The organism is Streptomyces sp. Ag109_O5-1 (assembly GCF_003814875.1).
Taxonomy (GTDB): Bacteria; Actinomycetota; Actinomycetes; order Streptomycetales; family Streptomycetaceae; genus Streptomyces; species Streptomyces sasae.
This window is the reverse complement of sequence record NZ_RKQF01000001.1, coordinates 7,909,426-7,930,306: the sequence shown is the minus strand read 5'-3', so window position 1 is coordinate 7,930,306 and position 20,881 is coordinate 7,909,426. Positions and strand designations below refer to the sequence as shown.

Annotated in this window: 20 protein-coding genes and 2 tRNA genes; 3 read left to right on the top strand and 19 right to left on the bottom strand. The window is 70.0% G+C overall.

Annotated features, from left to right (window positions below):
* Positions 1 to 8 precede the first annotated feature (8 nt).
* Positions 9 to 81 (bottom strand) — tRNA-Ala (locus EDD90_RS36005).
* 113 nt (positions 82 to 194) lie between these two features.
* On the opposite strand from EDD90_RS36005, the gene EDD90_RS36000 reads away from it, so the two are divergent.
* Positions 195 to 1,436 carry a glycosyltransferase 87 family protein gene (locus tag EDD90_RS36000; protein ID WP_123977036.1) on the top strand — a complete coding sequence of 414 codons (1,242 nt, stop codon included), beginning with the start codon at positions 195 to 197 and terminating at the stop codon, positions 1,434 to 1,436.
* Here EDD90_RS36000 and EDD90_RS35995 read toward each other — a convergent pair.
* The 3 genes from EDD90_RS35995 to EDD90_RS35985 form a co-directional block, all read right to left on the bottom strand.
* Positions 1,415 to 1,648, bottom strand: a complete 234-nt coding sequence (locus EDD90_RS35995) for a hypothetical protein (RefSeq protein ID WP_006136074.1) — start codon at positions 1,646 to 1,648, stop codon at positions 1,415 to 1,417. The two genes, EDD90_RS36000 and EDD90_RS35995, sit on opposite strands and share 22 nt — an antisense overlap.
* A gap of 3 nt (positions 1,649 to 1,651) precedes the next feature.
* Entirely contained in the window at positions 1,652 to 1,825 is a 174-nt protein-coding gene (locus EDD90_RS35990; RefSeq protein WP_123977035.1) for a hypothetical protein, read from the bottom strand.
* Positions 1,826 to 1,893: 68 nt separating this feature from the next.
* Positions 1,894 to 3,240, bottom strand: a complete 1,347-nt coding sequence (locus tag EDD90_RS35985) for an MFS transporter (protein WP_398928688.1) — start codon at positions 3,238 to 3,240, stop codon at positions 1,894 to 1,896.
* A 226-nt stretch (positions 3,241 to 3,466) separates the two neighbouring features.
* Between EDD90_RS35985 and EDD90_RS35980 the strand changes: the two genes are divergently transcribed.
* A complete protein-coding gene (locus tag EDD90_RS35980; protein ID WP_123977033.1) occupies positions 3,467 to 4,399 on the top strand; it encodes a helix-turn-helix transcriptional regulator in 933 nt (310 codons plus the stop codon).
* Positions 4,400 to 4,460: 61 nt separating this feature from the next.
* On the opposite strand, the gene EDD90_RS35975 is transcribed toward EDD90_RS35980, so the two are convergent.
* The 7 genes from EDD90_RS35975 to EDD90_RS55810 form a co-directional block, all read right to left on the bottom strand.
* A tRNA-Ala gene (locus tag EDD90_RS35975) sits at positions 4,461 to 4,533 on the bottom strand.
* 133 nt (positions 4,534 to 4,666) lie between these two features.
* Entirely contained in the window at positions 4,667 to 5,335 is a 669-nt protein-coding gene (locus EDD90_RS35970; RefSeq protein ID WP_123977032.1) for a histidine phosphatase family protein, read from the bottom strand.
* On the bottom strand, positions 5,335 to 5,778 hold the full coding sequence (gene rsfS, locus EDD90_RS35965) for a ribosome silencing factor (protein WP_123977031.1): 444 nt from the start codon (positions 5,776 to 5,778) through the stop codon (positions 5,335 to 5,337). Before rsfS ends, EDD90_RS35970 begins: the two co-directional genes overlap by 1 nt.
* A gap of 102 nt (positions 5,779 to 5,880) precedes the next feature.
* The gene (locus tag EDD90_RS35960) at positions 5,881 to 7,566 is read right to left on the bottom strand and encodes an LCP family protein (protein ID WP_123977030.1); all 1,686 of its coding nucleotides are present in this window, start codon (positions 7,564 to 7,566) and stop codon (positions 5,881 to 5,883) included.
* A 16-nt stretch (positions 7,567 to 7,582) separates the two neighbouring features.
* Entirely contained in the window at positions 7,583 to 8,275 is a 693-nt protein-coding gene (gene nadD / locus EDD90_RS35955) for a nicotinate-nucleotide adenylyltransferase (protein WP_123977029.1), read from the bottom strand.
* Between the two features lie 69 nt (positions 8,276 to 8,344).
* A complete protein-coding gene (locus tag EDD90_RS55815) occupies positions 8,345 to 8,509 on the bottom strand; it encodes a hypothetical protein (RefSeq protein ID WP_185149708.1) in 165 nt (54 codons plus the stop codon).
* 136 nt (positions 8,510 to 8,645) lie between these two features.
* Positions 8,646 to 8,807, bottom strand: a complete 162-nt coding sequence (locus tag EDD90_RS55810) for a hypothetical protein (protein ID WP_185149345.1) — start codon at positions 8,805 to 8,807, stop codon at positions 8,646 to 8,648.
* Between the two features lie 99 nt (positions 8,808 to 8,906).
* On the opposite strand from EDD90_RS55810, the gene EDD90_RS35950 reads away from it, so the two are divergent.
* Positions 8,907 to 10,019 (top strand): M48 family metallopeptidase, encoded by a 1,113-nt coding sequence (locus tag EDD90_RS35950; protein WP_123982012.1) that lies wholly within the window; start codon positions 8,907 to 8,909, stop codon positions 10,017 to 10,019.
* 15 nt (positions 10,020 to 10,034) lie between these two features.
* Here EDD90_RS35950 and EDD90_RS35945 read toward each other — a convergent pair whose 3' ends face one another.
* The 8 genes from EDD90_RS35945 to EDD90_RS35910 form a co-directional block, all read right to left on the bottom strand.
* Positions 10,035 to 11,105: a hypothetical protein gene (locus tag EDD90_RS35945; RefSeq protein WP_123977028.1), complete on the bottom strand. Its 1,071-nt coding sequence runs from the start codon at positions 11,103 to 11,105 to the stop codon at positions 10,035 to 10,037.
* A gap of 89 nt (positions 11,106 to 11,194) precedes the next feature.
* Positions 11,195 to 11,770 carry a hypothetical protein gene (locus tag EDD90_RS35940; protein ID WP_123977027.1) on the bottom strand — a complete coding sequence of 192 codons (576 nt, stop codon included), beginning with the start codon at positions 11,768 to 11,770 and terminating at the stop codon, positions 11,195 to 11,197.
* Between the two features lie 152 nt (positions 11,771 to 11,922).
* On the bottom strand, positions 11,923 to 13,209 hold the full coding sequence (locus tag EDD90_RS35935; protein ID WP_123977026.1) for a glutamate-5-semialdehyde dehydrogenase: 1,287 nt from the start codon (positions 13,207 to 13,209) through the stop codon (positions 11,923 to 11,925).
* Between the two features lie 137 nt (positions 13,210 to 13,346).
* Entirely contained in the window at positions 13,347 to 13,775 is a 429-nt protein-coding gene (locus EDD90_RS35930) for a hypothetical protein (protein ID WP_046733220.1), read from the bottom strand.
* A gap of 123 nt (positions 13,776 to 13,898) precedes the next feature.
* A complete protein-coding gene (proB, locus tag EDD90_RS35925; protein ID WP_123977025.1) occupies positions 13,899 to 15,005 on the bottom strand; it encodes a glutamate 5-kinase in 1,107 nt (368 codons plus the stop codon).
* Positions 15,006 to 15,285: 280 nt separating this feature from the next.
* Entirely contained in the window at positions 15,286 to 16,530 is a 1,245-nt protein-coding gene (locus EDD90_RS35920; protein WP_398926537.1) for a glycosyltransferase family 2 protein, read from the bottom strand.
* A gap of 333 nt (positions 16,531 to 16,863) precedes the next feature.
* Positions 16,864 to 18,939 carry a hypothetical protein gene (locus EDD90_RS35915; protein WP_260328339.1) on the bottom strand — a complete coding sequence of 692 codons (2,076 nt, stop codon included), beginning with the start codon at positions 18,937 to 18,939 and terminating at the stop codon, positions 16,864 to 16,866.
* A 156-nt stretch (positions 18,940 to 19,095) separates the two neighbouring features.
* Complete coding sequence (locus EDD90_RS35910; RefSeq protein ID WP_123977024.1) at positions 19,096 to 20,595, bottom strand: bifunctional cytidylyltransferase/SDR family oxidoreductase; 1,500 nt, start codon at positions 20,593 to 20,595, stop codon at positions 19,096 to 19,098.
* Between the last annotated feature and the right edge of the window lie 286 nt (positions 20,596 to 20,881).

Sequence of the window (20,881 nt, the reverse complement as noted above, 5' to 3'; positions counted from 1 at the left end):
GACTTCTGTGGAGCTAAGGAGAATTGAACTCCTGACCTCCTGCATGCCATGCAGGCGCTCTACCAACTGAGCTATAGCCCCTTGTTTTGGTCCGCCGGGTTTCCCTGGCGGCGACGCCAACATTACACGGTCGACGGGGTGGACCACCAAATCGTTTCCGTTCTGTACGGATACGGACGCTACTGTCGGACTTCATGACCGTGATCGCGTTCTCCGGGACCCGACGCCGGGTGCCGGCGGCTCTGGGGGCGTGCGTCCTGTCGTTCACGGCGTTCTGGGTGGCGCAGCGGGCCGCGCATGTGTCGATGATCGACCTGATGGTCTACCGGGCGGAGGGGACTACCGTCCGCGCGGGCGGCGATCTCTACACGCTGCGTACGACGGCGGCCCATCTGCCGTCCACCTACCCGCCGTTCGCGGCTCTGCTGTTCACTCCGCTGACGCTGCTGGACGTCACGAGCATGCGCACGCTGGCGACGGCCGGGAATCTCGTCCTTCTGGTGGTGTTCGTCGGGCTGTCGATGCGGCTTGTGGGGCACGCGCGCGTGGAGGGCGTGCTGTGGGTCGCGGCGGCGGCGGTGTGGTGCGAGCCGGTGTGGACGACGGTGCGCTACGGGCAGGTGAATCTGCTGCTGTCCGTGCTGGTGCTGTGGGATCTGTCACGCCGTCCCGCCGAACGCCCGGACCGGTGGGCGGGGGTGGGCGTGGGGCTCGCGGCAGCGGTCAAGCTGACGCCGGCCCTGTTCGCGGTGTTCCTGCTCGCCACAGGCCTGGTCGCGCGCCTCGGGGGCCGGGACGGGGGCCCCTGGCTGCGGCACGCGCGCGGGGCGGCCGCCACCTTCGCGGGGGCGACCCTGCTGGCGGTGGCCGCCCTGCCGTACGACTCGTGGCGGTTCTGGACCGCGATGGTGTTCCGGACGGGGCGGGTGGGGCGGGCCGAGGAGACCGCGAATCAGGCCCTGCGCGGCGTTCTGGCGCGGTTGCTGCACACTCCGGAGCCGGGATCCGTCTGGACCGCCGCAGCAGCCCTGACGGCCGTCCTGGGACTCGCTGTGGCGGTCGCCGCGGAGCTGCACGGCCGACGGAGCTGGGCGGTGGCCGCGTGCGCGGTGACCGCGTTGCTGATCAGCCCGGTGTCCTGGTCGCACCACTGGGTGTGGTGCGTGCCCGTGGTGCTGCTGCTGTGGACGCACGGGCACCGGGCGGTGGCCGCGGGCACGATGACGGTCTTCTGCTCGTACGCGCTGTGGTGGGTTCCACACGGGCAGGGACGGCCCGAACTGCACCAGAGCGCCGTCGGCTTGACGCTGTCGGCGCTGTACTCGGTCACCGGCGTGCTGTTCCTGGCGCTCGCCCGGACATCGTCGCCGAGGCCGCCCCGCTCAGGACATGCCGAAGCCCAGGCCGACGAAGCTCAGGCCGTGACGAAGGAGTAGAACCTCTTGAGCGTGCAGTGCTCTTCGAGGAGGCGGCCGTAGATCGGCTCGCCCTCCAGCTCACGGTAGGTCTCGATCGGGTCGCCTTTTATGATCAGCGCCCGCGCGCATTCTTCGCACCAGTACTGGTAGTCGGGGTTGATCGGCTCCATGTCGCGGACGATCGGAGTGCCGCTCCCACACCAGTCGCACTTCCGCCTGTGTGCACCCATCGATCAGCTCCAGCTGTGGCCGCAGGCCGTGCACACGTAGGAGATCCCGCCGTTGTCGCCCAGTACTTGGGCCACATGCACGGAACCGCAGGAAGGGCAGAGCAGCCGGGTGATCGTGTCCCGTATCAACGCCGCACCGAGGAGGTGGCCGCCCTCCCCAAGGATGCTCGCAGGCATCGCTACTCCTCCCGTCGGGCCGCGCCCCCTTCCGGCCGTTTGATTCTGCCACGGCCGGACCAATACGGTCAGCGACGCCTCAGTACCAGTCCGGACACAGCACCCACGGCCGCCGTTGCGGCCAGCGCCCAGGCACAGGCTGACAGCGCCTCCGCAGAGGTATACGCCCGTGGGCCCCCAAGTGACTCAAGCCGGTTCAAGAACAGTGTGCCGAACGCGGCGACCCCGATGAGCTGACCGAGCTGGGTGACGGTGGCCAGGAGACCGCTGGCGTCCGCGGCGTCCTCGGGGCGCACGGTTGCGAGCGCGCCGGTGAGCGTCGGACTGAAGGCGAGCGCGAGCCCCACGCCCACTCCGGCGTACGCCAGATAGAACCACGCGCCCCCGTCGCCGCCCCCGTGGAAGGCCGCTCCGACGCCGGCCACGCCCAGTGCGGTCAGCGCGAATCCGGCCGGGGTCAGCGCCCGCTGCCAGGAGGCGGGCCACCTGCGCCAGGTCAGGGCGACCGTGCCGAAAACGACGGCGGTCGGCGCGAAGGTGAGACCGGCACGCAGGGCGCTGTAGCCGAGGCCGAGCTGGACGTGCAGGGTGAGCGTGAACAGGAAACCGGCGTTGACGGCCATGACGGCGAGGATGCGGAGGACGGCCGGCGCCATCCCGGGGTGGCGCAGCACCCGCGGTGCGATCAGCGGGGCGCCGCCGCGCCGGGCCAGCCGGGACTCGTAGCCGCAGAACAGCGCGAGCAGGAGCACGGAGGCGGCCAGGAAGAGCCAGGACCACAGCGGCCAGTCCTCCTCCTGTCCGAGCACCAGGGGAACCGTCAGCAGCGACACGGCGGCGCCGAGCAGGACGAGGCCGGGCAGGTCCAGGCCGCGTGTCCGCTCCGCCCCGGATCCGGTGCCGGGCGGGAGGACACGCCGGCCCAGGACGAGGAGTACGGCGCCGACCGGCACGTTGACGAGGAACACCGGCCGCCAGCCGGTGCCGAACAGGTCGGCGCTGACCAGGACGCCGCCGACGACCTGGCCGGCCGCGGCGCCGACGGCCAGGACCGCGGAGTAGGCGCCGAGCGCCCGGATGCGGGCCTCGCCGGTGAAGGCGCGCTGGATGATGCTGAGGACCTGCGGGATCATCACCGCCGAACCGGCGCCCTGCACCAGCCGGAACACGATCAGCTCGGTGGCGCCCTGGGCCAGGCCGCAGGCCAGTGAGGCCGTCGTGAACAGGGCGAGTCCGGTGAGGTGGACCCGGCCGTGGCCGAGCCGGTCGCCGAGGCGGGCGCCGGTGATCAGCAGCACCGAGTAGGTGATGGCGTAGCCGGCGACGATCAGTTGCAAGTCGGCGCCGGAGGCATGGAGTTCGGAACCCATGGTGGGAGCTGCGACGTTCACGATGAAGACGTCGAGCACGGCCATGAACAGGGCCGCGAGGACGACCGCGAGGAGCAGCCAGGGCCGGTTGTCGGTGCCGGGTGTTTCGATTGTCACGGGGCTCGGAGCGGGTGCGGGACCTGGTCCCGTCCGGGATGTCGTCGTCATGCGTCCGAGCGTGGCGACGGGCCGGTACGGGTGCCGAGAGCCCGGCGATGCTGGTACTGGCAGCACCTGGCAGGAGGTGGGCCGGGGGCGCACGCTGGAGGACATGACGACGGGGGGCGTGACCATGGGGGCGGCAGCGCACCGACGCAGGCCGGAGCTGGCGGCTTTTCTGCGCAGCAGGCGGGCCCGGGTGACACCGGCGGACGTCGGTATGCCGCCGGGGCTGCGGCGGCGCACTCCGGGGCTGCGGCGGGAGGAGGTCGCCCAGCTCTCGGGCGTGGGCGTGACCTGGTACACGTGGCTGGAACAGGGACGGCCGATCAACGCGTCGCCGCAGGTGCTGGACGCGGTGGCGCGCACGCTGCGGCTGGACACGCCGGAGCGGGAGCATCTGTACCGGCTGGCGGAGGTGGCGTACGCGGCGGCGCCTGAGCGGTTGTCCCGGTCGGTCGGCGCGGAGGTGCAGGGCATCATCGACGCTCTGGATCCGCTGCCCGCGGTGGTGTACACGTCGCGCTACGACGTGCTGGCCACCAACGCGGCCTACCGGGACCTGTTCCTGGTGCCGGAGACGGTGCGGATCGGCGTGCCGAACGTGTTGTGGACGCTGTTCACGGTGTCGGAGGAGGCCTGCCCGGTGGTGCACCGGGAGCGTGAACTGCCGACGATGGCGGCGACCCTGCGTTCGAGCTACGGCAGACATGTCGGCGAGCCGGCCTGGGAGGACTTCATACGGGCGCTGTCCCGGTCCAGTCCGCACTTCGCCCGCTTGTGGGCGAGCGGTGCGGTGGCGCAGCCGGGGCCGCGGGTGAAGACGTTCCGTCATGAGGCGGTGGGCGAGCTGCGGATGACCTCGCAGTCGCTGTCGATCGACGGGATGCCGGAGTCCCGGATCGTGGTCTACACGCCGGAGGACGAACGGACGCGGGAGAAGGTCGCGTTGCTGCGGGAGCGCAGGCAGCGGCTGTGGCCGGTGACGGACGAGGAGGCCGCCGAGATCATGCGGGAGTGGAACACAGAAAATCCCGGCCTCTGAAGAGGACGGGATTCTCGTCACCGATCTTTGACAACTCGACAGTGTGTGGAGTGTCGATCTGTGGAGCTAAGGAGAATTGAACTCCTGACCTCCTGCATGCCATGCAGGCGCTCTACCAACTGAGCTATAGCCCCTTGCGTTCTTCCCGTCTTTCCGCTTGGCGGGGCGAACAAGAAGAACTTTAGCCTGCGACCTGCCGGAAAGTGAAATCCGGGTCCCGGGGCGGCCCGGGTGGCCGCAGGATCCTCGGCCGGCGGCCGAGGATCCTCAGTCGTCGTCGCCGAGGACGGGCTCCGGGAGGGTGCCGGCGTTGTGTTCCAGGAGCCGCCAGCCGCGGGCGCCTTCGCCGAGCACGGACCAGCAGCAGTTGGTGAGTCCGCCGAGGCTCTCCCAGTGCTGGGAGTCCAGGCCGAGGAGGCGGCCGATGGTGGTGCGGATGGTGCCGCCGTGGCTGACGACCACGAGGGTGCCGTCCTCGGGCAGTTTCTCGGCGTGCCCGAGCACGACGGGGGCGGCCCGGTCGGCGACCTCGGTCTCCAGTTCGCCGCCGCCGCGGCGGACCGGTTCACCGCGCTTCCAGGCGGCGTACTCGTCACCGTGGCGGGCGATGATCTCCTCGTGGGTGAGGCCCTGCCACACGCCCGCGTAGGTCTCGCGCAGCGCCTCGTCATGGACCACGTCGAGGCCGGTGAGGGCGGCGAGCTGGGCGGCCGTGTCGGCGGCACGCCGCAGGTCCGAGGAGACGATCGCGTCGGGGCCCAGGGAGGCGAGGAGCCGCGCCGCGCGGCGGGCCTGGCCGATGCCGGTCTCGGTGAGCTCGACGTCGGTGGAGCCCTGGAAGCGGCGCTCCACGTTCCACAGGGTCTGGCCGTGCCGCCAGAGGATAATCCGGCGGCCTCGGCCCTTGCGGTCGGTGACCTCTCCGGTGGCGCTCATCACCACTCTCCGCCCGGTTCTGCGGCGTCCTCGGAGGCCTGCAGCCGGGCGTGCTCCGCGGCCTTGCCGCGGGTGGCCTTGGCGTCGGCGGGCAGCTCGATCTCCGGGCAGTCCTTCCACAGCCGCTCCAGGGCGTAGAAGACGCGCTCCTCGCTGTGCTGGACGTGGACGACGATGTCGACGTAGTCGAGCAGGATCCAGCGGGACTCGCGGTCGCCCTCGCGGCGCACCGGCTTGGCGCCGAGTTCCTTCTGGAGGCGTTCCTCGATCTCGTCGACGATCGACTTGACCTGACGGTCGTTGGGCGCGGAGGCCAGGAGGAAGGCGTCCGTGATCGACAGGACATCGCTCACGTCGTAGGCGATGACGTCGTGGGCGAGCTTGTCGGCGGCCGCCTGGGCGGCGGCGGTGATGAGCTCGAGGGAACGGTCGGTGGCGGTCACTACTTGGCTTTCCGTCGGCGGTCGTTTGACACCAAGGGTCTCACGGACCACCGAGCGCACCCCACGTGATTACTGCGTCACGTGGGGTGCGGCGGAGCGTGCTCAGGACGAGGACGGTTTGTAGTCCAGTCCGAGGACGACCGAGACGTCGGCGCCCGAGCCGACGGTGCCCTTCGCCACGTCCTTCGCGCCGAGTCCGAGGGTCTTGGCGACCTCGGTGGCGTTCTCCTTGCCGGCGGCGTCGGAGTACAGCACCTTGGAGGTGGCCTGGGTGCCGGAGGCCGTACCGCCTTCCAGGAAGGTGTAGCCGCCGTTGACGAGGACCACGCGGGCCTTCTCGGTGTTGTCCTTGACGCCGGTGGCGTTCTGGACGGAGACCCGGACCGCGGAGCCTGCGCTGGGGCTCTTGGCGGTGCCGCCGAGGATGTCCTTGACGACACTGGAGCTGGTCTGGGCGCTCAGGGTGCCGTCGCTCTGGACGGGCAGCAGGGCGGTCTTGTAGTCGCCGCCTTTGGCGAGGTCGGCGAGCTTGGCGAGGAAGGCGCCGAGGTCCTTGTCGGTGAGCGAGGGGTCGAGGATCTGCGCGAGGGTCTCCACCGTGGTCGTGGCGGCCGACGCGTCGGAGGACATCTTGCGCAGCACGCCCTGCATGACCTGCCCGAACCGCTCCAGCTGGGCGTTCTGGGCCTCGCCGGTGGCGCGGTAGGTGGCGTAGGCGACGGCTGCCTTGCCGCCGAGGGTCTGGTCCTTGCCCTTGTTGACCAGGGGCTCCGCGCCCTTCTTCTTGGTGTCCGGGTCGGGGACGTCGGCGTTGGTGTCGATGTCGATGTTGCCGACGAGTTCGACGAGGTTCTGCAGGTAGGGGGTGTCGAGACGCCAGGTGCCCTCGATGTTGGTGCCGAGGACGGTGTCGAGCTGGTCGCGGGTCCCGGAGGAGCCGTCGTCGTCGACGGACTTGGCCAGGGTCGTGGTGGTGCCGTCGTCGTCGGTGAGGGCGAGCGAGTTCGGCAGCAGGACGGTGCTGCCCTGCTTGGTGGTGGTGTTGTCGACGAGCAGCACGGTCGAGGTGCCGCTGCCCCCGGTGTTGTGCAGGTGGACGACGATCACGTCGCGTTTCTGGGCGGCCGCGGACGTCGTCGTACCGCCCTTGGCGCCGGAGGAGGACAGGCCGGGGATCTTTCCGGCGTACCAGAGGTAGCCGACGCCGCCGACGGCCACCAGGGCGAGGACGACGACCAGGGCGATCATCCGGCTGCGGGCGCGGCGCTTGGCCTCTTCCCGGCGCTCGGTGCGGTTCTCGGTGAAGTTCAGCCAGTCGATGACGTCCTCGGAGTCACCGTCCGGTTCCTCGGCGAACGCGAACTGTCCGGTGTGGTAGTCCCGTTCGTCCCCGGGCTGCCGGGATCCGACGGGTTCCCCGACCGGCCCGGGCTGCTGCGGGATGTGCGCGGTCTGTTCGGCGACCCGGGACTGCCGTCCGCTGCCGGCCGCCTGCCCGTAGGGGTCGTGGACGGCATGGCCGCCGGTGCCGTACGGGTCGTGGGCGGGCGTGGGCGGCTGCCGGCCGATGTCGTGGACGGCGGACTGCTGGCCGGTGTCGTACGGCGGCGCGGCCTGCTGGCCGCCGTCGGCGTACGGGTCGTAGCCGTACCCCTGTCCGGCGTACGGGCCGTACGTCTGCTGCTCTTGTTGCGCCGGGATCTGGCGGTACACCGGCTGCCCGTACTCGTCGTAGCCGACGAGTTCGTACTGGTCGCTTCCGTAACCCGCGTCGTATCGGTCGTTCACCGGTGCCCCTCTCGGCTCACTCGCCGCGGTACAGCTCGCGCTTGTCGATGTAGCGCACGACTCCGTCCGGCACCATGTACCAGATGGGGTCGCCCTTGGCGACTCTCGCACGGCAGTCTGTGGAGGAGATGGCGAGCGCGGGAACCTCCACCAGCGAGACGCCGCCCTCCGGGAGGCCGTGGTCGGTCAGGTGATGCCCGGGCCTGGTACAGCCGATGAAGTGGGCCAGGGAGAAGAGTTCCTCCGAGTCCCGCCAGGTGAGGATCTGGCCGAGGGCGTCGGCGCCGGTGATGAAGAACAGGTCGGTGTCGGGGTTGAGCGCGCGCAGGTCGCGCAGGGTGTCGACGGTGTAGGTGGGGCCGCCGCGGTCGATGTCGATGCGGCTGACGGAGAACTGCGGGTTCTCGGCGGTCGCGATGACCGTCATCAGATAGCGGTCCTCCGCCAGTGAGACCGCGCGGTGGGTCTTCTGCCACGGCTGCCCGGTGGGCACGAACACCACCTCGTCGAGGTGGAACTGGGCGGCGACCTCGCTGGCCGCCACGAGGTGCCCGTGGTGGATCGGGTCGAACGTTCCGCCCATGACACCGAGGCGGCGTTTGCCGGTGTGCGCGGGGCCCGCCGGCGTGTACCGCGGGGTTGTCGCCGTGCCGTCGACGTGGCCGACCGCGTCATTCGCCGGACCGGTAGGCATGTCCTGCTCTCCCATGCGTGCAGACCCTACCGGCCCGGCCCGTGGGCCCCGTCCGGAGGACGGGTGCCGGGCTCGGCGGCCGACTCAGCGGTCGCGGTTGAAACGGGTGGTGATCCACAGCAGGAGCAGCAGGATGATGAACGCGCTGCCGCCGGTGACGAGCGGGTTGAGGCTGTCGTGGTTGCCGCCTCCCTCGCCCTCGGCGGCGAGGGTGACCAACTGGGCAGCGGTGCTGTGGAGATTCATCATCTGCGGCAGGACCTATCGCGTGTGGACGGGATAAAGATTTCGGCCCATCGTATGCGGGCGGCCCGGCGGCGATCACGCCGACTCCTCCGTTGGGCCGACTCCCGCGTCACACCGGGCCGGGAACGATCCCGGCGGCTCAGTCGTCCTTCTGTTTGTACCCGCGCAGCAGGAACCAGGCGGTCAGCCCGCAGCCCAGGAACATGACGATCAGGACGACCCGGAGCAGGTCGCCCGAGCCCTGTTGCTGGGCGGCGCTCGCGGCCTGGGTCAGCCAGGCGGCCGGGGGGTTGTGCTCCATGGGGACTCCTTCGGCTGTACTGCCCGTCCACGGTATATCCGCCTTAGGCTGGGCCCTGTCTCGGGGGCACGGCAGACACTGACGCACATGGGGGATGACATGTCCGACGACGGCCACGAGCAGAACGGGCACGAGCGCGTGCCGAGCAGGCGGCGCAGGCGTTTCCCGGGGATCTCCTCGCGTGCGTACGAGCATCCGGCCGACCGTTCGGCCCTGGTGGCGCTGCGAAGGCTGAGCGGCTTCGACACGGTCTTCAAGGCGCTCAGCGGGCTGCTTCCGGAGCGGAGCCTGAGGCTGCTGTTCCTGTCCGACTCGGTGCGGGTGTCGGACCAGCAGTTCACGCATCTGAACGACATGTTGCGGGACGCCTGTTACATCCTGGACCTGGAGAAGGTCCCGCCGATGTATGTCAACCAGGATCCGCAGCCCAACGCGATGTGCATCGGTCTGGACGAGCCGATCATCGTCGTGACCACGGGGCTCGTCGAACTGCTCGACGAGGAGGAGATGCGGGCGGTCGTCGGGCACGAGGTGGGGCATGCGCTGTCCGGGCATTCGGTGTACCGGACGATCCTGCTGTTCCTGACGAGCCTGGCGCTGCGCGTCGCCTGGATCCCGCTGGGCAATCTCGCGGTCCTGGCGCTCGTGACGGCTCTGCGGGAGTGGTTCCGCAAGTCGGAGCTGTCCGCCGACCGGGCGGGGCTGCTGGTGGGGCAGGATCTGCAGGCCTCGATGCGCGGGCTGATGAAGATAGCGGGCGGCAACCATCTGCACGAGATGAACGTGGACGCGTTCCTGCAGCAGGCGGAGGAGTACGAGGCGGGCGGTGACCTGCGCGACTCGGTGCTGAAGATCCTCAACGTGCTGCCGCGCTCTCATCCCTTCACCACGGTCCGCGCGGCCGAGCTGAAGAAGTGGGCGGAGTCCCGCGACTACCAGCGGATCATGGACGGTCACTATCCGCGGCGTACCGAGGACAAGGACGCCTCGGTCGGCGACTCGTTCAAGGAGTCGGCGGCGAGCTACGCGAGCGACGTGAAGAGCTCCAAGGACCCGCTGATGAAGCTGGTCACGGACATCGCAGGCGGGGCGGGCGGCCTGGGCGGCCGGGTGAAGCGGGGCTTCGACGGGTTCACGAGCGCGCCGCCGCCGAAGGACGGGCGGCCGCAGGACGGCCCGTCGCAGGACGCTCCCCCGCAGGACGAGGAGTAGCAGGCCGGGGTTGCGTCAGGTCTTCGGCTCGGCCGCCGCGGCCAGCGTCCCGCACAGGGCGGTTGCGCTGTCCCTGGCGAAGGGGTTCGTGCCCGCCGGGCTGCCCGCCTTGGCGGTCTCGCCGGCCAGCAGGGGGTTCAGGTGGTCGGCGGCGTCCCCGGTGCAGGACAGGGGGCCCGCCTGGGCGTAGGAGACGACCAGCTGGGCCTGGTGCAGCCGCAGGTCGTCGCGGTCGAAGCGGAATGTCAGTTCGCGGCGGACGGTGAACAGGGAGGCCTGTGAGCCGGCCCGGGCCCCGGTGGGCCGCAGTGCGTAGACGAAGGTGTGGTCGGCGGTGACCTCCAGGGTGGCCGCGTCGGTCTCGGTGGCCTGCAGGTTGCCCTGGACGCGGATCTTCGGGTCGGCGAGTTCGGCTCGGGTGGGGTCGAAGCGGACCAGCCATCCGGTGGGGGCGTGCCGGCCGTCAGCCGCGGGGTGGTCGATGCTCTGGTCGAACTGGTCGAGCTGGCCGGGGTCGAGCAGCGCCCGCGCGGGTCGCACCTGGCTGCTGTCGAGGACCTCGGGGTAGAGCGAGGAGCGGACGAGGTAGTCCTTGACCGTGGTCAGGGCGGTGACGACCTGGCTGTCGGAGAAGTGCGCGGTGCTGCGGACCGCCGGCAGCGGTATCCCCTCGGCGCCGACGGCGTACTGTGCGGCGGGGCTGTGCGCGAAGAGGGTCTCGGCGTCGGCGGCACCGGGCACCTTGCCCTGCGGGGCGAGCGGTATGACGGCCATCCGCAGGGGTTCGACGGGCTGCTGGGCCTCCTGTGTGCCGTACGGGTGGCGGACGCCCATGTAGATGGCGGTGCCGAAGGCGACGAGGATCAGCAGGACGAGGATCAGGGCCTGCCGGGTGAGGCCCCGGCGCAGGGGCGGGCGACGGCGTACGGCGGGCGCGTGGTCGGTCATGCGTTCGCGCGCGGAGGACTCCTGGAGGCGGGCAGCACGGACGAACGACTCGTCGAAGACGACGGATCGGTACTCGTCCTCCCCACCCACGGGGCCGCCCTCGGGTGTCCCCTCGGGTGGGTCTCCTGGCCCGCCCATACTTTCAGAGTAGGTCTCGGGAGCCTCAGGTAAACGCCCAGCTACACGACAACTTCTGACAGGTTCTCACCAGAACCGGCAATCGCCGCTCAGGGGGTGCGCGGGACCACGGAGGCCGCCGGCTTGGCGGGCTGGGAGTAGTCGGCGGACACGGAGGGTGCCGCCGCCGTGCCCTGTTCCAGGCCGGTGGAGGGGGGCCTGGGCACCTCGTCTCGGCTGCCGCCGGAGGAGGCGCTGCGGTAGACCGCCGCGAAGGCGAGCGCGACCATGCCGATGCCCATGACGAGGGCTAGGACCCAGGCGACGGGACGGTGCCAGCGGACGTGTCTGCCGTACGTCCCCGTGGCGCCGTACCGGTCTTCGAGTACGTCGGCGTCGTCCAGGTCGTCGAGGTCGTCGCCGGAGCCGAATTCGGGGCTGTAGCCGTCGTCGTAGCGCTCGCCTCTGGCGTGGGCGCGGCGGGCCTCGGCCTCGGAGGCCTCGGCTCTGGCCTGGGCGGCGGCAAGGAGGCGTTCGACCGCGGTCGGCTCGTGGATCACGGCCGCCTTCACGAAGGCCTCGCCGAAGACCACGGAGTCGAACTCTTCGTCCGACACCCCGCGGTCATGGTCGTCGTCGGGCTCCCAGCCGTCAGGGAACGGCGTGCCCCCCACGTCCTCCGGCACGGATCCAGACTAGACCTGGGGGGTCAATTTGGGCAGACGGTATGGAAATTCATAGGCTCGGTGAGACGCCTCTCACGCCCACCCGGGGCCGCGTACGCCGTTCCGTGCGCCCGTACGCCGTACGGTGTCCCCGTGGTCGGACCGTACCGGGGTCAGCGGCGGATGTGGCCGTCTCCGGTGACGATGTACTTGGTGCTGGTCAGCTCCGGCAGGCCCATGGGGCCGCGGGCGTGCAGCTTCTGGGTGGAGATGCCGATCTCGGCGCCGAAGCCGAACTGGCCGCCGTCGGTGAAGCGGGTGGAGGCGTTCACGGCGACGGTGGTGGAGTCGACCAGCTGGGTGAAGCGGCGGGCGGCCTGCTGGGAGGTGGTGACGATCGCCTCGGTGTGTCCGGAGGTCCACAGCCGGATGTGCTCCACGGCCCGGTCGAGGGAGTCGACGACGGCGGCGGCGATGTCGTAGGACAGGTACTCGGTCTCCCAGTCCTCCGGGACGGCCTCGACGACGGTGGCCTTGGAGTCCTTGGCGTAGGCGAGGACGCGTTCGTCGGCGTGGACGGTGACGCCGGCCTCGGCGAGGGCGTCCAGGGCGCGCGGCAGGAACTCGGCGGCGATGTCCTGGTGGACGAGGAGGGTCTCGGCGGCGTTGCAGACGCTGACCCGCTGCGCCTTGGAGTTGATCAGGATGTCGATCGCCATGTCGATGTCGGCGTGGGCGTCGACGTAGACGTGGCAGTTGCCGGTGCCGGTCTCGATGACGGGGACCTTGGACTCCATGACGACGGTCTGGATGAGGGAGGCGCCGCCGCGCGGGATGAGGACGTCGACGAGGCCGCGGGCACGCATCAGCTCGTGGACGGACTCACGGCCCTCGCCGGGCACCAGCTGAACGGCGTCGGCGGGCAGCCCGGCGCCGCCGACGGCGTCCCGCAGGACCCTCACCAGCGCCGTGTTCGACTCGTAGGCGGAGGCGGAGCCGCGCAGCAGGACCGCGTTGCCGGACTTGAGGCAGAGGGCGGCGGCGTCGACGGTGACGTTCGGGCGGGCCTCGTAGATGATGCCGACGACGCCGAGGGGGACTCGGACCTGGCGCAGGTCGATGCCGTTGGGGAGGGTGGAGCCGCGGACGACCTCGCCGACCGGGTCGGGCAGTTTCGCGACGTCGCGGACGTCGGAGGCAATGGCACGGATCCGCTCGGGGGTGAGCGTGAGCCGGTCGACGATGGCTTCGCTGGTGCCGTTCTCGCGGGCCTTGGCGACGTCCGTGGCGTTGGCCTCGACGATCTCGCTCGTACGGACCTCCAGGGCGTCCGCGATGGCGAGCAGCGCGTCGTCTTTCACGGCACGCGGCAGCGGCGCGAGGTCGGCGGCGGCGGCCTTGGCACGGTAGGCGGCCTGGGTGACCGGGGACATGGCGTCGTACGGCGAGAGCGTGGTCATGAGGGAAGGGTAGTGCGCCCCGCCGAGCCGTCCACGCGTCATCCCACACCGCGAGACGTGGATCAAAACGGGTGAATTCCGGCCGGTGTCGTGGACGGCGTCGGAGGCGGCGCGGGAAGCGGCTCCAGAAGGGGTCTTCAGAAGGGGTGGATGCCGACCGGTGTGGCGGGCGGCGGGCCGTAGCCCTCGGCGATCCGCTGGTGGTAGGTGGCGCGGTCGATGACCTCGAGACCGACGATCTCCCAGGCCGGCAGACCGGCGGTCTGGCGGTGCTCGCCCCACAGGCGCAGGGCGACGGCGGCGGCGTCGTGGAGGTCGCGGGCCTCTTCCCAGTAGCGGATCTCGGCGTGGTCGCAGGCATAGCGGCTGGTGAGGAGGAACGGGTGGTCGTGGGCCAGTTGTTCGAGTCCGCGGCGCAGTTCCGGCAGCGGGACCTCGGCACCGCAGACGCTGAGGGTGACGTGCCACAGGCGGGGCAGGTCCTTCGGCTCCTCGTAGGTGTCCCCGGCCGCGACACTCGTCAGAGCACCGCGGGACGCCGCAGCCCCAGGGCGCACTCGTCTCACGACGGCCTCCTTCAGCTGTGCTCGTGCGGAACGTGTTCCTGAGACAAAGTTGAGCAGGCCGCAAGGGTTCGTGTGGCGGTTTTACGGAACGTCCCCCACCGGGGTCGGACGTTACGCCCCGTTTTACGGGTGCAGGATCACCAGGTCGTCCCTGTGTACGACCTCGCGTTCGTACGCCGGGCCCAGTTCGCGTGCCAGCTCCCTGGTCGAACGCCCGATCAGCTGGGGGATCTCCTTGGCGTCGAAACTGACCAGTCCGCGCGCGACCGGGCGACCTTCGGTGTCGCGCAGCTCGACCGGGTCGCCCGCGCCGAAGTCGCCCTCCACTGCGGCGATTCCGGCCGGCAGCAGCGATTTGCGGCCCTGTACGACGGCTCGGACGGCGCCGTCGTCGAGGGTGAGCGAGCCCTGCGGGGTGGAGGCGTGCTGAAGCCACAGGAGGCGGTCTGCGGACCGTTTGCCGGTGGGGTGGAAGTGGGTGCCGGTGTCCCCGCCGGAGAGCGCGTCGGCGGCGTGCACTGCGCTGGTGAGGACCACCGGGATGCCCGCGGCGGCGGCGATCCGCGCGGCCTCGACCTTGGTGACCATGCCGCCGGTGCCGACGCCCGCCTTTCCGGCGCTGCCGATCTCGACGCCCGCGAGGTCCTCGGGCCCCTTCACCTCCGCTATCCGGGAGGTGCCGGGCTTGCCGGGGTCGCCGTCGTAGACGCCGTCGACGTCGGAGAGGAGGACCAGCAGGTCGGCGTGGACGAGGTGGGCGACGAGGGCGGCGAGGCGGTCGTTGTCGCCGAACCGGATCTCGTCGGTGGCGACGGTGTCGTTCTCGTTGACGATCGGGAAGGCGCCCATCGCGAGGAGCTTGTCGAGGGTGCGGGAGGCGTTGCGGTGGTGGGCGCGGCGGCTCATGTCGTCGGAGGTGAGCAGGACCTGTCCGACGCGGACGCCGTAGCGTGCGAATGAGGCGGTGTAGCGGGCGACGAGCAGGCCCTGGCCGACACTGGCGGCGGCCTGCTGACGGGCCAGGTCCCTCGGGCGGCGGCGCAGCCCGAGCGGGGCGAGACCGGCCGCGATCGCACCGGATGAGACCAGGACGATCTCCTTCTCCCCGCCGCTGCGGCTCTTGGCGAGGACGTCGACGAGCGCGTCGACGCGGTCGGCGTCCAGGCCGCCGGCGGCGGTGGTCAGTGAGGAGGAGCCCACCTTGACGACGATTCTGCGGGCCTCGCTCACGGCCTGCCTTGCCCTTGCCACCCTGCCGTCCGTCCCCTCGCGTCATTGGGGCCGCCCTACCGCACCGGCCGGGCCGCCCCGCACGGAAATCTACGGGAAAAGGACCCGGCGCCGCACATCGGTCCAGTTCCCGGACACCGGCCGTGTGCCCGTTCGCGGATCCCGGACCGCACTCCTCGCCGACGCTCCGACCGGCCGGCCCGAGGACGCGGACCGGCGCGGCATCCGAAAGCAGGATCCCGCGTGGCGGCCGGGCGGGGCAGGCGTGCCACCCGGCGTGTCAGGCCGCCGCGGCCGTTCCGCCCGGTGTCGGCGTCCGGCCGTCACCGGCCGGCGTCCTCCTCAGGATCCGGCGGGCCTTCCGCGCGGCGCGGCGCAGGAACATGTCGGCCGCGCTCTCGCGGTAGCCCTCGACCGCGCGGGCCTCACGCGGTTCGGCGAGGTAGATCCGGTCGGGAACGCCGGCCGGCTCGGAGCGGAAGTACGGGTAGGCCAGGTAGACGCGGGTTCCGCGCTTCTCCAGGATCGCTTCGGGCTGTTTCTGCGCCCGTACGAACTCGATGACGTCGGGAAGAAGTTCGGGGCACTTCACGGCGACAAGGTGGAGCCGCAGCCGTTCGTGGACCCTGAGCCGGCGGGCGACTTCTGGGTTCCAGTAGGCGTCCATCAGCGGCCCGGCCAGCTCCAGCTTGTGCCGCCGCACTTCGTCGTCGTCCTTGAGGAACTTGGGGCCGAACTGCGGGAGCAGAGTGACCAGGAACGGCCGGACCATGAGCGCGTCGCGTCGCGGTCCTGCCGGAACCATGTCGGCGATCAGGTTCATCAGAGCGCGCGCGGAGTCGAAACGGAGGGTGTAGCTGCCGGTCTTGGTGACGTGTTTGCCGTCCTCGCGGCCGACCAGGTAGTAGCAGGGGTAGTCGGCGATCACGGAGACGCCGTCGGCCCGCAGATAGGCCTCCATGGTGAACAACGCGTCCTCGCCGGTCCACAGGGACTCGTCGAAACGCATGTCGTGCCGTTCGAGAAGGGCCCGGCGGAACAGCTTCTGCGCGCTGAGCGTGAACTTGATGTTGGAGGAGAAGATGTCGGTACGTTCGAGCGTCTGACCCCACATCGTCGTCGGGGGTTTGCGGTTGACCCCCTCGACCTTGCCGAGGACGACGTCCGTATTGTTCTTGTCGGCCATGGCGACCATGCGTTCCAGGGCCTCGGGGCCGAGCCGGTCGTCGGCGTCCAGGAAGAACACGTAACGGCCGGCGGCCTTGGCCAGACCGACGTTGCGGGGGCCACTGGGGCCGCCGGAGTTCTCCTGCCGGATCACGGTCACCGGCATGGCGGCGCGGGCGGCGAACTCCTCCAGGCACTCCCCTGTGCCGTCGGTCGACCCGTCGTCGACCGCGATGACCTCCATGCGTACCGGGTCGAGGGTCTGGCCCTCGACGGAGGCCAGGCACTCGACGAGGTACGGCATCGCTTCGTAGGCCCCGATGATCACGGACACATCAGGCTGCGCAACGACGGTCACGTTTCTCCCTAGTCAATGGTGCGTTCCCCCTGAGTCGTCTCGAACGCAAGGTCTTAGATGGCCGACCGGTACGGCGGGTTGCCTTACGGAGCGCCTTCAGTGGCCCAGTTCACATGGCGCACAGACAGCCAGGCGGTGTACATCGGGTTACGCCGGACAGTACGGGCAGGCGGTAAGAGCTGCTCACCGTGAACGGCGTAGCGCGGGTAAGAAAAGACGCGGTCGTTTTCCAGGCAAAGGTAAGAAGAGGTGCCGGCGCGGACGCCGAACGGGCTGGGTCCCGAGAACTTCTCCCCAGGACCCAGCCCGTTCGGTGTTCGTTCGTCGTCGGCGTCAGCCGGTGGTCGCGCCCTCGGGGTCGCCGGCCGCGATCCGGGTCTCCTGACCCAGGTTCCGCGCCTCGGCCTTGAGGGCGAGTGCGGCGACGGCGCCGTTGAACTGCTCGATGGAGGTCGGCTCGTCCGGTCCCAGCAGGTAGCGCTTGAGTTCGTCACGGTCCGCGGCCAGCGGATCGGCGGACGGGTCGCGTACGGCGTCGAGCAGGCCGTCCAGTTCCTTGGCGCTGTTGGAGAGGATCACGGCGGCACGGACAGCGGTGTTGGCCCGCTTGAACTCCTCCACGCCGAGGCCCGCGGAGTCGGTGACGGCGTACGGCTTGCCGCTCGCGATGAAGTCGGAGACGACACTGGAGATGTCGGAGACCATCGCGTCGGAGATGTTGAAGCAGTCGTAGAGGCGCGGTTCGGCACCGGTGACGACGGCGTGCTGGTACGACGGCAGGGACTGCCAGTAGGCGTCGTTCCACTCGGCGCGCAGCCGGGTGACCTCTTCGTGCTTCTTCAGGTCGGCGACGTCGTCCCGGCTGGCCTCGGCCTCGTCGCGCTTCTCGTCGCCGGCGCGGGTCAGCTCGGCCAGCCGGGTCTCGATGCGGGTCAGCTCGGCCTTCGCCGCGGCCTGTGCGGCCGTGTCGGCGGTGAAGCGGGAGTCGGTGGCGCGCTGGGCGGCGGCCTTCTCGACGAGAGCGGTGACACGCCGGTGGGCGGCGGCGGCTTCGGCGCTGACGGTGCCGGTGAAGGGGTGCGGCTTGTAGAGGATCCGGACCGGCGGGTCGGCCTTGATCAGCTTCTTCACGATGTTCTCGCCGGCGAGGACGAGAGAGGTGTTGCCGGGGTTGCCGTCCCAGCCCTCCCAGGTGGGCGCGTAGAGAACGGTGGGGCATCGTCCGTCGGCGGCCCCGCGGCCGGGGCCGTCGGGGACGCCGTGCCAGCTCTGGATGGGGGCCAGCTGCGGGCGGCCGACCTCGACGATGTCGTCGTCGCGGACGCCGACGTCGGCGATGGCGTAGCGGTCGCGGCCCGCACGGCCGGCGGTCCACACCTCGTCGTACGCCTTGCTGAACGGGTTGACGCTGGCCAGCTTGTCGCTGTCGCCGTGGCCGATGAAGACGTGCTTCATCGTGGGGACGCGCAGCAGGTGGATGTTCTTGCCGACGTTGGCCGCGTAGAGGGCGACGCGGACCGTGGAGAGGTCCATGTTCATCAGGTGCACACCGCCGGGCACGCAGATGACGGGGGCCGTGGTCGGGGCGAGGCTCTGCAGGATGACCCGCTCGCGCAGCAGGACCAGCGGACGGGAGTCCAGCTGTTCCATGGTCTCCAGCCACATGTTGACCTGGTAGGCGGAGTCCTTGGAGCCGGAGAAGTACAGGACGGTCTCGGGCTTGTACTCGCCCAGCCAGTCGTCGACTGCGGCCAGCACGGTGTCCGCGTCCGGCGGGGTCTTGCGGCCGCGGACGTACGGCATCAGTACCAGCACGTAGAGGGAGCCGAGGCCGAGGGTGAGGGCGATGCCGATGAATCCGGCGACTGCGCTGTCCGTCGTCGCCGAGACCAGCAGGCCCACGACGGCCGCGAGGTCGAGGTGGAGCATCTTCTCGGCGGAGCGGTCGAGCAGGCTCAGCGGCGGGGCGTCCGGGATGTTGATGCGGGACTTCAGGTCGACGTTGCGGGTGGCGACCGGCATCCGGCGGCGGTTGCGGATGAGTGTGACCAGTGCGCCGTGCGGGGCCTGAAGGCCGTAGAAGGCGATGAAGCAGGCGATCGCGCCGTAGAAGATCAGGTGGTTCGAGAGATCCATGCGGGCCAGCAGCAGGATCAGCAGCAGCTGCCGGATCAGGAAGCGGATCGACAGACCGGCCCGGACCTTGCTCAGGCGGCTGATGAGGTAGCTGCCCCTGCGGTGCAGGTAGTGGTCCGCCAGGTACGTGACGGCGGCCGCGGCCGCGAAGGCGTAAACGCTCGGGACGAGCGCGGCGATCATGAGCACCGGGAAGCCCAGCATCATGAGTGCCGCCGCGGCCAGCTCGGCCGCGCTGCCCACCCGGGCGACGCGAATAGCGGTGGATATCACGGAGAACCTTTTGCTGACAAAAAGGCCTGTATTTGACCTTGCGGACGATCTGATGTGGTAGTCGATCTGGGTTTTTACGGGTTCAGGCCCCTGTGAATGCTGTCCACGAACGCGCAACCACAGAGGCCTGAATAACAGATGACTAATGGAGGCCGATTATGCCACGCCGTCCTGTCGGTCCAGGACACTGGCCAGTGCCTGCTCGAAGCCGGAGGCCTGGCCGGCGGCCGCCGTCGGGTCCTGCTGGCGGACGTCGATGACATGGCCGGTGAGCTCGGAGAGCAGCACGTCGAGGGAGGTGCGGGCGACGGCCTCGGAGGAGAGCAGCGAGCCCGTGGGCTCCTGGCCGAAGGCCTTGGTGCGCATCGGGGTGGCGGTGCGCTCGGGGTTGATGCAGTTGACCCGGATGGAGTCGCCGGCCCACTCGTCGGACAGGGCCTGGGTGAGGTTCACCATGGCGGCCTTGGTCGAGGAGTAGAGGCTGTACTCGGCGCGGCCGCGGGTGTAGCTGCTGGAGGTGTAGAGCAGCAGCTGGCCCTTGGTCTCGGCGAGGTACTTGTAGCTGGAGCGGGCGATCTGCACCGGGGCGAGGTAGTTGACCTTCAGCGCCTCTTCGATGGTGGCGTTGTCGGTCTCGGCGAGCTTGCCGATGCGCAGCACGCCGGCCGTGTTGACGACGTAGTCGATCCGGCCGGTCTCGGCGTACGCCTTGGACAGCGCGTCGTCGACCTCCTCCGGGTTCTCCACGTGGGTGCCGGTGGTGGAGCGGCCCAGGGCGTAGACGCTCGCGCCGTAGGACTCGGCGAGTTCGGCGATGTCCTTGCCGATGCCGTACGAGCCGCCGAAGATCACCACGGTCTTGCCGGTGAGCAGCTCGCGGTAGGCCTCCTCGCCGTTCTGCTCGGGCGCGGCCGTGGAGGCGAGCTGGAAGAGCTTGTCGGCGATGAAGACGTCGACGGGCTGGGTGACCTTCATGTTGTACTCGTCGCCCGCGACGACGTGGATCGGCACGTCCGGCAGGTACTTGAGCACGACGGAGCAGTCGTCGGTGGCCTGGAAGTTGGGGTCGCCGGCGGCGACCTCGTAGGCCCGCTTGATCGTGGACAGCTTGAACGCCTGCGGGGTCTGGCCGCGGCGCAGGCGGGAGCGGTCCGGGATCTCGGTGATGAACTCGCCGTCCTCGCCGTGCGTGCGGGTGACGATGATGGTGTCGGCGGAGGGGATGGCGACGTCGACGGCCTGGTAGCGCTCCAGTGCGGCCACGCAGTCGTCGATGACGCGCCGCGACAGCAGGGGACGTACGGCGTCGTGGAAGAGGACGTTGAGGTCCTCGCCCTCGGCCAGGCCCTCGCCGAGTGCCTCGATGGCGCGCTCGGTGGTCTCGTTCCGCGTGCTGCCGCCCTCGATGATCTTCTTGACCTTGGTGAACCCGGCCTTGGCGACGATCTTCTCGATGTCCGGGACGTAGCCCGGCGCCATCAGGACGATGATGTCGTCGATCGTGTCGGCGTTCTCGAAGGTGGTCAGGGTGTGCTCGATGACTGCCTTGCCGGCGATCTTCAGCAGCTGCTTGGGGATCGACAGACCCACCCGCTGACCGGTGCCACCGGCCAGGATCACTGCGGTGGTTCGGGGCTTGGCTATGTGCTGGGACACAGGTGACCTACCTTGGGGCATCAGGGAACCAGGAAATGGTCCCACTTCCGGTTACCGCTGTGCAAGGTGAGCGCCCTCCAGTGCATATGTGCCCGCAACCTTTCATTCACCTTGCATCGCTGGTGACGGGCGTCGCCTGTCGGACGTCGGGGGAAGTTCCGTGAATTTGCTGTGAGTAACTGCACAGGCTATTCCGATTGCTGTGCGTGACATGGTGCACGCCTCGGGAGTGCTGAGCCGTCCCGTTCGGACGACTTAGCAGGGCTGCGCCGTCCGGCTTCGACGT